The sequence below is a fragment of the Sphaerisporangium sp. NPDC051011 genome (assembly GCF_040653595.1).
GTDB lineage: Bacteria > Actinomycetota > Actinomycetes > Streptosporangiales > Streptosporangiaceae > Sphaerisporangium.
This window is the reverse complement of sequence record NZ_JBFAGG010000005.1, coordinates 97,219-109,630: the sequence shown is the minus strand read 5'-3', so window position 1 is coordinate 109,630 and position 12,412 is coordinate 97,219. Positions and strand designations below refer to the sequence as shown.

General features: G+C 72.0%; 11 protein-coding genes and 1 tRNA gene. 7 read left to right on the top strand and 5 right to left on the bottom strand.

The window, feature by feature from the left end; all coding sequences use genetic code 11:
* Position 1: 1 nt before the first annotated feature.
* From AB0H21_RS13370 to bcp, 5 genes are all read right to left on the bottom strand, one after another.
* Positions 2–763: an ABC transporter ATP-binding protein gene (locus AB0H21_RS13370; RefSeq protein ID WP_358515692.1), complete on the bottom strand. Its 762-nt coding sequence runs from the start codon at positions 761–763 to the stop codon at positions 2–4.
* Positions 764–925: 162 nt separating this feature from the next.
* The gene (locus AB0H21_RS13365; protein WP_358515689.1) at positions 926–1,606 is read right to left on the bottom strand and encodes a response regulator transcription factor; all 681 of its coding nucleotides are present in this window, start codon (positions 1,604–1,606) and stop codon (positions 926–928) included.
* 60 nt (positions 1,607–1,666) lie between these two features.
* Positions 1,667–2,848, bottom strand: a complete 1,182-nt coding sequence (locus AB0H21_RS13360) for a sensor histidine kinase (protein WP_358515686.1) — start codon at positions 2,846–2,848, stop codon at positions 1,667–1,669.
* 340 nt (positions 2,849–3,188) lie between these two features.
* A tRNA-Leu gene (locus AB0H21_RS13355) sits at positions 3,189–3,261 on the bottom strand.
* A 53-nt stretch (positions 3,262–3,314) separates the two neighbouring features.
* On the bottom strand, positions 3,315–3,788 hold the full coding sequence (gene bcp / locus AB0H21_RS13350) for a thioredoxin-dependent thiol peroxidase (protein WP_358515683.1): 474 nt from the start codon (positions 3,786–3,788) through the stop codon (positions 3,315–3,317).
* Positions 3,789–3,937: 149 nt separating this feature from the next.
* Here bcp and AB0H21_RS13345 point away from each other — a divergent pair, with 149 nt between their 5' ends.
* The 7 genes from AB0H21_RS13345 (at position 3,938) to AB0H21_RS13315 (ending at position 12,379) form a co-directional block, all read left to right on the top strand.
* On the top strand, positions 3,938–4,267 hold the full coding sequence (locus tag AB0H21_RS13345) for a DUF3618 domain-containing protein (protein WP_358515680.1): 330 nt from the start codon (positions 3,938–3,940) through the stop codon (positions 4,265–4,267).
* 197 nt (positions 4,268–4,464) lie between these two features.
* A complete protein-coding gene (locus AB0H21_RS13340) occupies positions 4,465–5,409 on the top strand; it encodes an ABC transporter permease (RefSeq protein ID WP_358515677.1) in 945 nt (314 codons plus the stop codon).
* A gap of 10 nt (positions 5,410–5,419) precedes the next feature.
* The gene (locus tag AB0H21_RS13335) at positions 5,420–6,337 is read left to right on the top strand and encodes an ABC transporter permease (RefSeq protein ID WP_358515674.1); all 918 of its coding nucleotides are present in this window, start codon (positions 5,420–5,422) and stop codon (positions 6,335–6,337) included.
* The gene (locus tag AB0H21_RS13330) at positions 6,334–8,067 is read left to right on the top strand and encodes an ABC transporter ATP-binding protein (RefSeq protein WP_358515671.1); all 1,734 of its coding nucleotides are present in this window, start codon (positions 6,334–6,336) and stop codon (positions 8,065–8,067) included. The genes AB0H21_RS13335 and AB0H21_RS13330 overlap by 4 nt, the downstream gene beginning before the upstream one ends.
* Before the next feature lie 35 nt (positions 8,068–8,102).
* Positions 8,103–9,740 (top strand): ABC transporter substrate-binding protein, encoded by a 1,638-nt coding sequence (locus AB0H21_RS13325; RefSeq protein WP_358515668.1) that lies wholly within the window; start codon positions 8,103–8,105, stop codon positions 9,738–9,740.
* Between the two features lie 108 nt (positions 9,741–9,848).
* A complete protein-coding gene (locus tag AB0H21_RS13320; protein WP_358515665.1) occupies positions 9,849–11,204 on the top strand; it encodes an NtaA/DmoA family FMN-dependent monooxygenase in 1,356 nt (451 codons plus the stop codon).
* Complete coding sequence (locus AB0H21_RS13315; RefSeq protein WP_358515662.1) at positions 11,201–12,379, top strand: LLM class flavin-dependent oxidoreductase; 1,179 nt, start codon at positions 11,201–11,203, stop codon at positions 12,377–12,379. Before AB0H21_RS13320 ends, AB0H21_RS13315 begins: the two co-directional genes overlap by 4 nt.
* The last annotated feature ends 33 nt before the right edge of the window (positions 12,380–12,412 follow it).

Here is a 12,412-nt window from a genome sequence, read left to right as displayed (position 1 = left end):
CTCAGCCCTCCAGCTTCAGCAGCGTGTCCAGCACGCTCTGCGGCGAGGGGTGCGTCAGCTCGGTCACCAGCACGCCGTCCCGGAGGAACACCACGCGGTCGGCGTAGGACGCGGCGACGGGGTCGTGGGTCACCATGACGATGGTCTGGCCCAGCTCGCGCACGGACGTCCGCAGGAACGACAGCACCTCGGCGCCGCTGCGCGAGTCCAGGTTCCCGGTCGGCTCGTCGGCGAAGATGACGTCCGGCTTGCTGATCAGCGCCCGCGCCACCGCGACGCGCTGCTGCTGGCCGCCCGACAGCTCGCTCGGCCTGTGCTTCAGCCGGTCGGCGAGCCCGACGGTGCGGATGACCACGTCGAACAGGTCCTGGTCGGCCTGGCGGCCCGCGATGTCCAGCGGCAGGCGGATGTTCTGCTCGGCGGTCAGCGTCGGCAGCAGGTTGAACGCCTGGAAGATGAAGCCCACCCGCTCGCGGCGCAGCAACGTGAGCTGCTTGTCGTTCAGCTTCGTGATGTCGACGTCGCCGACGCGCACCTCGCCCGCGGTCACGGTGTCGAGCCCGGCCAGGCAGTGCATCAGCGTCGACTTGCCGGAGCCCGACGGACCCATGATCGCGGTGAACGCGCCGGTCGCGAACCCGACGTCCACGCCGCGCAGCGCGTGCACGGCGGCGTCGCCCTGGCCGTAGACCTTCGTCACGCCCCTGGCGACGACGGCAGCGGGGGCGGCCCGGCGGACGGCATCCTGTCCGGTGATGGTCACATCGTGCTCCTTCAAGCGGTTAAGCCGGTGATCTGCGGTGATTGCCCGCGAGATCAACGCTATGGCCGCGAAGGCCGCCTTACATGACCCTTGGGAACGGACTTCGGATACGCCCCTGGAGGGGGGCTCCGAGGCCGATGCGACCAGTGAGGTAGGGCCGCCTCAACCTTTCGGCTGATGGGATCCGAAAGGTGTGATCAGCCCCGTCTCGTAGGTGTAGACGACGGCTTGGGCGCGGTCGCGGACGCCGAGTTTGGTGAGGATGCGGCCGAGGTGGGTCTTGACGGTGGCCTCGGCCAGGGAGAGGTGGTCGGCGATCTCGGAGTTGGACATGCCGCGCCCGACCATGATCAGGACCTCCCGCTCGCGGGCGGTGAGCTTGCCCAGGGCCTCGGGCTCGGGGCCCGTGCGGCCGGGCAGGTGGGCGGTGAAGCGCTCCAGCAGCCGCCGGGTCGTGCTGGGCGCCACCACGGCGTCGCCGGCGTGCACGGAGCGGATCGCGCTGATCAGGTCGGACGGGGGAACGTCCTTGAGCAGGAACCCCGAGGCGCCGGCCTTGAGCGCGGCGAAGGCGTACTCGTCCAGGTCGAACGTCGTCAGGATGAGCACCTTCGGCGCGCCCGGCCGGGCCGTGATGAGCCGCGTGGCCTCGACGCCGTCCACGCCGGGCATGCGCACGTCCATGAGGACGACGTCGGCCGCGACCGAGCCGAGCAGCTCCACCGCCGCGGCCCCGTCGGCGGCCTCTCCGACGACGTCGATGTCCGGCTGCGCGTCCAGGACCATGCGGAACCCGGCGCGGACCAGCGCCTGGTCGTCGACCAGCACCACCTTGATGTTCACGCCGCCCCACCCTCCGGAAGTCTCACGCTGCCCCGCCCATGCTCCCCCGCGCGGCCCGGCTCACGCGGCCCTGCTCACGGGCAGCCGCACGGCGACCTGGAACCCGCCTCCGGGACGCGGCGAGGCGTGGACGCTGCCGTCGTACATCGCGACGCGCTCGCGCATGCCGATCAGCCCGTGCCCGTCGGCGCTCGGGAGCGCCGCCGCGCCTCGCCCGTCGTCGGTCACCCGCAGGAGGACCTCCCGGGCACCGTACTCCATGTCGACGGTGGCGCGGGCGCCCGGTCCGCCGTGTTTGAGGGCGTTGGTGAGGGCTTCCTGGACGATGCGGTAGATCACGAGCTGCTCTCCTTCGGGCAGGTCGCGGCAGGTGCCCCTGACCGTGAACTCGACGGGTAACCCCGACCGCCTGACCTGCGCCATCAGCTCGTCCAGCTCGGCGACGCCCGGCTGGGGCGCGTACTCCTCGACCTGGGCGTCGTCCTGCCGGAGCACGCCGACGAGGCGGCGCATCTCGGCGAGGGCCTGGCGTCCGGTGCTGGAGATGGTCTGGACGGCGTGGCGCGCCTTCTCGGGGTCGGTGTCGAGGGTGTAGCTCGCGCCGTCCGCCTGGACGATCATCACGCTGACGTTGTGCGCCACGACGTCGTGCAGTTCGCGGGCGATGCGTGCCCGCTCGGCGGCGGTGGCGATGCGGGCCTGCTGGTCGCGCTCGTGCTCGGCGCGCGCGGCCCGTTCCTCCAGGCTCTCCAGGTAGCGGCGGCGGGTGCTGGCGTAGATGCCGCCGACCCAGGTGGCGACCACGAGCATCGAACCGGTGATGAGGCCGGGAAGCTGGAGGACGCTCGAGCGCACCACGACGAGGCCGACGCCGAGCTCGGCGACGAGCCCGGCGGGGATCGCCCAGCGCAGGGCGCACCTGGACGCGACGCCGTACATCGCCACGAGCACGGTGAGGTTTGCGGAAACCGGATCGATGTGCAGGAGCCATTGCCCGAAGCTGACGAGGGCGATGGCGGCGAAGGTGTGCACGGGGTGGTGGCGGCGCCAGAACAGCGGGATGACGAGCAGGCAGGACAAGGCGAAATAGGCGGGGACGTCGAGCCGCCAGCTGCCGTCCAAGCCCGGGCCGCCCTCGTAGGGCAGGGCCGACACCACGATCAGGAGGTACAACGGGACGAGGAGGACGGCGTCCGCCAGCCTGATGTGGCGGGCTCCCAGCGCGCGCAGTCTTCCGAACACGCCACCAACCCTATGTTCGCGCTGTTCACCTGCTTTCCATCTGGAGATGGATCTGGTCCTACGACCCTGGTCGTACGGGACAAACAGGCTTACATCGTGCTTACGGGGCTTAGTGGATAGTTGTCTGTGGGAGCCACCTTCGGGTGAGTAAAGGGAGATTGCGATGCCGGGGAACAAAGACGACGGGTCGCGTGGCAGGGGGGATGAGTCACGCGACCCGGAGGACCCTGAGCATTTCACCCTACCGACGCCAGACGCCCCATGCCCAGCGGGCTGACACGGCCGGGCCGCCTCCACTCAGGTGGAGGCGGCTCTCCTGCGTTCGGGCCCGGCCGGCGAGTGGGGTCGGTGGGATTCGAACCCACACTGGCAGGTACCTAAAACCTGTGCCTCTGCCATTGGGCTACGACCCCGGACTTTAGGGCTTGCGCCATAATAGTTGAGCGCGGGGCGGCGGCCGTACTCATTAACCGACGCCGAGCTCTTTCCGCAGGCGCGCGACATGGCCCGTCGCCTTCACATTGTAGAGCGCCTTCTCGATCTTCCCCTCGGCGTCGATGACGAACGTCGAGCGCAGCACCCCGACCGTCGTCTTCCCGTACATCGTCTTCTCACCGTACGCGCCGTACGCCTGGTGGACGGCCAGGTCGGGGTCGGACAGCAGCGGGAACGTCAGCGCGTCGCGCTCGGTGAACTTCGCCAGCTTCTGCGGGGAGTCCTTGGACACGCCGAGCACGACGAAACCGGCCGCGGTCAGCCCGTCCAGGCTGTCACGGAAGTCGCACGCCTGCTTCGTGCACCCGGGCGTCATCGCGGCGGGGTAGAAGTAGAGGATGACCCGCTTGCCGCGGAACGACTTCAGGCCGATGTCGGCGCCCTCGGCGTCGGGCAGGATGAAGTCTGGTGCGGCGTCGCCGGGCTCGAGTCTCGTCTGTGTCACGGGAACAACCTACCGGCACGCCCCCAGTGCCGGGGGAACGCCGGACCTGACAGACTGAGCGTTCGAACGCCGCGGCGGACCGTCCGCCCGGCACGGTGGCGAGCCGGCGTCGCGCGCGGCTCGTCCGGGACGTAGAGAAGGGGATCGTCATGGCGGACACCGATCCCGAGGCGCTCGAACGACAGATCGAGCGCACCCGGGCGGAGCTGGCTGTCACCGTGGACGCCATCGTGGAGCGGGTCAGCCCCAAGCGCGTCGCCGAGCGCGGCGTGGCCAAGGTCAGGTCCAACGCCGAGCAGTTGATCGCGACGGCCCGCGACGTGGTCGGACTGGGCCCCGCGCGGACCTCCGGTGCCTACGGTGAGGACGCCTGGCAGGACGACACTCCGGCGCGAAGCCTCGCCCCCGTGCTGATCGGCGTGGGCGCCGTGGTGATCGTCGGCGCCGCCATCGCGATGTGGCGCCGCCGCCGCGCCTGACCGGGTCCCTCCCTGGCCCAGCCCTAGCCCTTTCCCGCCCTTTCCGGGCGTAGAGCCGCCGTCGCCCCGCCGGGGCGACGGCGGCTCTGACGTATGCCTTCATTCGATCCCTTGACCGCGCCGTGGGTCTTTTCCTATCCTCCCGGTAGGATAAGTGGGAATTTCCGCCCATGCGTCGCATCCTCTGAGGGGGACGAGTGAAGTTCTTCGCGCGCAGAGTGGCGCAGGCGCTCTTCGTGCTCTGGGCGGCGTACACGGTCTCCTTCGTGATCCTCTACATGCTGCCCGGCGACCCGGTGTCCGTCCTGGCCGGCACTGAGGCGGGACGTGACATCACCCCCGAGCAGCTTGACGCGCTGCGGCACGAGTACGGGCTGGACCGGCCGGTGACAGTGCAGTACTTCGTCCGGCTCGGGCAGGTGGTACGCGGTGATTTCGGTAGGTCCGTGCAGAGCCACCAGCCGGTGCAGACCATGATCGCCGACGCGCTGCCCGCGACCGCGCAGATCGCGGGGCTGGGCCTGCTGCTGGCCGTCGTGTTCGGGGCAGGCCTGGCGCTGCTGGCCACCTACGTGTCGTGGGGATGGCTGCGGCAGACCCTGCTGAGCCTGCCGCCCCTCGGCGTGGCGATCCCGTCGTTCTGGTTCGGGCTGCTCCTGCTCCAGGTGTTCTCGTTCAAGCTCGGGCTGTTCCCGGTGGTCGGCAACGAGGGCTTCGCCAGCGTCGTCCTCCCCGCCGTCACCCTCGCCCTGCCCTCGGCCGCGACCATCGCGCAGCTCCTGGCCAAGAGCATGAGCGCCACCCTGCGCGAGCCGTACATCGAGACGGCCAGGGCCAAGGGGGCGGGCCGGCCGCGCATCCACTTCCGCCACGCGGTCCGCAACGCGGCCCTGCCCGCGCTGACGGTGGCCGGCCTGGTCGTCGGCAACCTGCTGGCCGGCGCGGTGGTCACCGAGACCGTCTTCTCCCGGACCGGCCTCGGGCGCGTGACCGCGCTGGCCGTGACCACGCAGGACATCCCGGTCGTCCAGGGCCTGGTGGTGTTCGCCGCGCTGGTGTTCGTCCTGGTCAACCTCGCCGTCGACCTCGTCTATCCCCTGCTGGACCCGCGCATCGCCCGCCCGTCCGCGACGGCGTCATGAGGGGGCGTCCATGACCGATCTGACCAGTGTCTTCCCGCCGAGCGCCGAGGCGGGCGCCGGGGACCGGCCGGCCACGGCCGCCGCCGCGCCGGGCCGCGACAGGGCGCGCGAGGTCCTGGCCTTCCTCGTCAGGCGTCCCGGCCTCGTGGCCGCGGCCTGCTGGGCCGCGCTCGTGCTGCTCGCCGCCTTCGCGCCCGGACTGCTCACCTCCGCCGACCCGCTGGCCGCGACCCCGGCCGACAAGCTGGCCGCCCCGTCCGCGGCGCACCCGCTCGGCACCGACGAGCTCGGCCGCGACCTGTACGCGCGCGTGGTGCACGGCGCCGGGCTGTCGCTCCAGGCGACCCTGATCGCGGTGCTCGTCGGCCTGGTGGCCGGGTCCGTGCTCGGCCTGCTGAGCGGCTTCCTGCGCGGGTGGGCCGACGACGTGATCATGCGCGTGGTCGACGTACTGCTGGCCATCCCCGGCCTGCTGCTGTCGCTGGCGCTGGTCACCGCGCTCGGGTTCGGCACCGTCAACGTGGCGGTCGCCGTGGGGGTGGCGAGCGTGGCGAGCTGCGCCCGCGTCATGCGCTCGGAGGTGCTCCGGGTGCGGCACAGCCTCTACGTCGAGGCAGCGCACGCCGGGGGCGCGCGCTGGACCCGGGTGCTGGTCCGGCACGTGCTGCCGAACTCCTCCGGCCCGGTGCTCGTCCTGGCCGCGCTGGAGTTCGGCACGTCCATCCTGTCGGTCTCGGCGCTGAGCTTTCTCGGCTACGGCGCCCGGCCCCCGACGCCGGAGTGGGGCTCGCTGATCGCGAGCGGCCGCGACTACCTCGCCGTCGCCTGGTGGATGACGACGATGCCCGGCCTGACCATCGCGGCGACCGTCCTGGCCGCGAACCGGATCTCCCGGATGCTGGACGGGGAATGGAGGCACCGCCGATGACCGGAGCCGGCGCCGCGAACGGGAGCGAGCCGCTCCTGCGGATCCGCGACCTGTCGGTCGGCTACCGCGTCGCCGGGGGAGTCGCCGGGGGATCGGTGCACGCGGTCCGCTCGGTGAGCCTCACCGTCGGGCTGGGCGAGACGGTCGCGCTCGTGGGCGAGTCCGGGTGCGGCAAGTCGACGACCGCGCACGCCGTCGCCGGCCTTCAGGCGTCCAACGCCGTGATCGGCGGCGGGGAGATCCTGTTTGGCGGGACCGACCTTCTCCGGCTGGGGGAGCGCCGCATGCGCGCCGTGCGCGGCCGCGACATCGGGCTGGTCCCCCAGGACCCGACCGTGTCCCTCAACCCCGTCAAGCCGATCGGCAGCCAGGTCGCCGAGGTACTGATCGTCCACGACCTGGCGAACAGGCGCGACGCCGCGGTCGAGGCGGTCGAGGCGCTGCGCCGCGCGGGCCTTCCCGACCCGGAGGCCAGGGCCCGGCAGTATCCGCACGAGCTTTCCGGCGGCATGCGCCAGCGGGTGCTGATCGCGATCGCCGTCGCCGCGCGCCCGCGCCTGATGATCGCGGACGAGCCGACCAGCGCCCTCGACGTGACCGTGCAGCGGCACATCCTCGACCACATCGAGCACCTGTCCCGCGAGACGGGCATGGGCGTGCTGCTCGTCACCCACGACCTCGGCATCGCCGCCGACCGGGCCGACCGCGTCGTGGTGATGCGCGAGGGGCGGGTCGTGGAGGAGGGCGTGCCCGAACGGATCCTCACCGATCCTCGCGAGCCCTACACGCGAGCCCTGCTCGCCGCGGCGCCGAGCCTCGCCACCGCGCGCCCGACGCTGCTGGCCGTGCGCGCCGCGCGGAGCGGGTCCGGACGGGCCCGGACGACGGGCGTGACCGGCGACCCGTTCGCCGAGCGCGTCCCGGCGGAGTCCCCGGTTCCCGCCTCCGGCCAGGACGACGTGCTGATGTCGGCCGACGGCCTGGTCAAGGAGTACCCGCTGCCGCTCGGCGGCGGGAGGACGCGGGCCGTGGACGGCGTCGGCCTCGCCATCCGCCGCGGCCGGACGTACGGGCTCGTGGGGGAGTCCGGCTCGGGCAAGTCGACGACGGCCCGCCTGCTGCTGCGCCTGGCCGACCCCACCGAGGGGCGCATCGTCTTCGACGGCGAGGACATCACCCGGCTGCGCGGCGGGCGTCTGCGGGCGCTGCGGCGGCGGATCCAGGTCGTCTACCAGAACCCGTACGCGTCGCTGAACCCGCGGCTGAGCGTCGAGCGGATCATTGAGGATCCGCTGGTGTCGTTCGGCCTCGGCACCCGCCGGCAGCGGCGGCGGCGCGCGGCCGAGCTGCTCGACGTCGTCGCCCTGCCCGCCGCGGTGCTGCGCCGCCGTCCCGCCGAGCTGTCCGGCGGGCAGCGCCAGCGGGTGGCCATCGCGCGGGCCCTGGCGGTCAACCCCGAGCTGGTCGTCTGTGACGAGCCGGTGTCCGCGCTGGACGTGTCGATCCAGGCGCAGATCCTCGACCTGCTCGTCGGCCTCCAGACGGACCTGGGCGTCAGCTACCTCTTCATCTCTCACGACCTCGCGGTGGTGCGGCAGGTCGCGCACCAGGTCGGCGTCATGCGCGGCGGACGCCTGATCGAGCAGGGCGACGCGGACGACGTCTTCACACGTCCCCGGCAGGACTACACGCGGGAACTGCTGGACGCGATCCCCGGCCACCGCCGATGAGCAACGGCGAAACACCCACTTCAGGAGCAATGTCGATGAAGCATTCATATCGTCCGGCGCGGCGCGGGCGCGTGCTCGCGCCCGTGGCATGGCTGGCCGCCGCTCCGCTGGCGCTGGCCGCCTGCGGGCAGGCCGGCACGGCGGAGACGAGCACGGCGGGCGGCGGCGCCCCGCGCTCGGGAGGCACCCTCACCTTCGGCCTGAGCACCGACCCGATCAGCATCAACCCGCGCGGCGCGGGCGCCGGCAACGACGCCCTGTACGTCTCGCGGCAGCTCGTCGACTCCCTGACCGAGCAGGATCCCGCCACCGGCAAGCTGATCCCCTGGCTGGCCACCAAGTGGGAGGCGAGCGCGGACGCCAAGACGTTCACGTTCACGCTGCGCGACGGTGTCACCTTCTCGGACGGCACCCCGCTCACTGCGCAGTCCGTGAAGGACAACTTCGACGACATCGTCAAGGCGGGCGCCAAGGCCCCCTCGTCGATCATCTATTTCACCGGCTACAAGGCCACCGAGGTCGTGGACAAGCTGACGGCGAAGGTCGAGTTCACCACGCCGAACGCCGCGTTCCTGCAGGCCAGCTCCACCGCCGCGCTCGGCCTGCTCGGGCCGTCCACCCTGGCCAAGCCGGTCGAGGAGCGGGACACGGCCAACCTGGTGGGCACGGGCCCGTTCACCCTCGACCACTACACCAAGAACTCCGAGGTCGTGCTGAAGAAGCGCACCGGGTACGCCTGGGCGCCGGCCGATCGCAAGCACCAGGGCGACGCCTATCTGGACTCCGTGGCCTTCAAGATCATCCCAGAGGCCGGGGTGCGGACCGGCGCGCTGCAGTCGGGGCAGATCGCCGCCATCGGCACCGTCCCGCCGCAGAACGTCCAGGTGCTGCGCAGTGGCGGCTACACCCTGGTGGTGCGCCCGAACCCCGGCAACGTCTTCAGCCTCACGCCCAACGAGTCCAGGCCCAAGCTCAAGGACGTCCGGGTCCGCCAGGCGCTGGCCAAGGCGATCAACGCCCAGGAGGTGCGCGACACCGTCCTCACCCCGGACTTCGCCGTCGCGACCAGCATCCTGGCCAGGACGACCCCGGACTGGACGGACCTGGGCGGCGCGCTCGCCTACGACCCCGAGGCCGCCAAGAAGCTGCTCGACGAGGCCGGGTGGACGCCCGGCGCCGACGGCGTCCGCGAGAAGGGCGGCGAGAAGCTCAGCCTCGTCACCACCTGGCTCTCGAACTTCGGCCCCAACCAGTCGGCGCTGGAACTGATCCAGCAGCAGCTCACCAAGGTCGGGGTCAAGCTGGAGCTTCAGACCTACACCGTGCCCGAGCTGCTCCAGGTCTACGCCAAGGGCACGTTCGACCTGGCCTGGGGCAACCTCAGCCGCGCCGACGGCGACGTCCTGCGCACCAACTACTCCACCGCGGGCAACAACTACTACCGCATCGACGACGCCGAGCTGGAGGACGCGCTGCTCGGACAGCAGGCGACGGCGGACCCCGCCAAGCGCGCCGGCCACATCCAGCAGGCGCAAAAGCTGATCGTCGAGCGGGCCCACTCGATCCCCGTCTTCGAGCTCACCACGATCTTGGCGCTGTCGTCCAAGGCCCACGGCATCACGCTCGGCGCCGACTCCCGGCTTCAGCAGCTCAACGACGCCTGGGTCGGCTAGCCCAGGCGGCGGGCGCCCAGACCCGCCCAGGCCGTGCCCGGACCCGTCCAGACCGTGCCCGGACCCCCCGGACCGCATCTCCACCGGACCCCCGACCAGGAGGACCTCGTGACCGACCCTGGAACCAAGCAGATCCACCTCGCCGCGCACTTCCCCGGCGTCAACAACACCACCGTCTGGTCCGACCCGCGCTCGGCCAGCCAGATCGACTTCGACTCCTTCCGGCACCTCGCCAGGACGGCCGAGCGCGGCAAGTTCGACTTCTTCTTCCTCGCCGAGGGGCTGCGGCTGCGCGAGATGAAGGGCAAGATCCACGACCTGGACGTCGTGGGCCGCCCCGAGTCGCTCACCGTCCTGTCGGCCCTGGCCGCCGTCACCACCCACCTCGGGCTCGCCGCGACGGTCAACTCCACGTTCAACGAGCCGTACGAGGTGGCGCGGCGGCTGGCCTCGCTGGACCACCTGAGCGGCGGGCGGGCCGCGTGGAACGTCGTGACCAGCTTCGACGCCTTCACCGGGGAGAACTTCCGCCGCGGCGGCTTCCTGGCCGAGGCCGACCGGTACACCCGGGCCGCCGAGTTCCTGGAGACCGCCCGCGAGCTGTGGGACACCTGGGCGGCCGACGCGGTGGCCGCCGACGCCGCCTCCGGCGCGTTCGTCCGCGAGGGCGGCATCACCCCGTTCAGGCACCAAGGGCGGCATTTCGACATCTCCGGCCGGTTCAACACCCCGCGCCCTCCGCAGGGCCACCCGGTGATCATCCAGGCGGGGGACTCCGACGAGGGCCGCGAGTTCGCCGCCTCCGCCGCCGACGTGATCTTCAGCAGGCACAGCAAGCTGGAGGAGGGCCGGGCGTTCTACGCCGACGTCAAGCGCAGGCTCGCCGCGTACGGCCGGCGCCACGAGGACCTGAAGATCCTCCCGGCGGTGACGTACGTGCTCGGCGACACCGACGCCGAGGCGCACGAGCGGGCCGCCGAGATCCGGCGGGCGCAGGTGAGCCCGCAGACCGCGATCTCCTTCATCGAGGGCTACTGGGGCCGCGACCTGTCCGGTTACGACCCCGACGGCCCGCTCCCCGACATCGATCCGGACCTGGACGAGGGCGTGTCCAAGGGACGCGCGCAGTTCCGCCGCGACCGGGGCGCGGTCGTGGCGAAGTGGCGGGCCCTGGCCGAGGAGAAGAACCTGTCCATCCGCGAGCTCGTGATCGAGCTGGCCGCCCCGCAGACCTTCATCGGCACCCCCCAGGCCGTCGCCGACGAGATCGACACGTTCGTGCAGACCGACGCCGCCGACGGGTTCATCTTCGTCCCGCACCTCACGCCCACCGGCCTGGACGACCTGGTGGACAAGGTGGTCCCCCTGCTGCAGGAGAAGGGCGTCTTCCGCGCCGACTACTCCGGGCCGGCCCTGCGCGACCACCTCGGCCTGGCCCCTCGTACCTCTAAGGAGACGGCATGACACTGCACCTGGCGGTCGCCCTGGAGGGCGCCGGATGGCACCCGGCGGCCTGGCGGGCCGAGGACGCGACCCCGGACCGGCTGTTCACCGCCCGCTACTGGGCCGGCCTGGTCCAGGAGGCCGAGCGCGGCCTGCTGGACTTCGTGACCTTCGAGGACGGCCTCAGCCTCCAGTCGTCGCGGTTCCTGGAGGCGGACGACCGCTCGGACCAGGTGCGCGGGAGGCTCGACGCCGTGCTCACCGCGGCGAACGTCGCGCCGCTGACCTCGCACATCGGCCTGGTGCCGACCACCGTCACCACCCACACCGAGCCGTTCCACGTCGCGATCGGCATCGGCTCGCTCGACCACATCAGCCAAGGCCGGGCGGGCTGGCGGCCCCGGGTGTCCGTCCGCGTGGACGAGGCCGGGAACTTCGGGCGCCGCGTGATCCCGCCCGTGGAGCTCGGCGACATCGCCGCGTCCAGCGTGGTCCGCGACCTGTTCGGCGAGGCCGCGGACGCGGTCGAGGTCGTCCGCCGGCTGTGGGACAGCTGGGAGGACGACGCCGAGATCCGCGACGTCGCGACCGGCCGGTTCATCGACCGGGACAAGTTGCACTACATCGACTTCCAGGGCGAGCGGTTCAGCGTCAAGGGCCCGTCGATCACCCCGCGCTCCCCGCAGGGGCAGCCCCTGGTCACCTCGCTCGCCCACGACACGCTGCCCTACGAGTTCGCCGCCCGGGCGTCCGACGTCGTGTACGTGACCCCGCACGACCGGGACGGCGCCGCGGACATCGTCGCGCGGGTGCGGGCGGCGGAGGACCGCGTGGGGCGCACCGGGGCCCCGCTGAAGATCTTCGCCGACCTGGTGACCTTCCTCGGCGAGGACGCGGCCGACCGGAAGGCGCGCCTGGACGACCTGGACGGGGCCGCGCTGGACTCGGACGCCCTGATCTTCACCGGCGCCCCTGACCGGCTCGCGGACCTGCTGCTGGACTGGCGGGACGCGGGCCTGGACGGCTATCGCCTGCGGCCCGGCGTGCTTCCCCGCGACCTTACGGCGATCACCCGGGGCCTGGTCCCGGTCCTTCAGGCACGGGGAGTGTTCCGCGGCGCGTACGAGGAGACGGGCCTGCGCGCCCGCCTGGGCCTGCCCCGCCCGTCCAACCGCTACGCGGCGGCGACCACCTGAGATCACCTCTGCCGTGGGCCCGGGCCGTTCGGG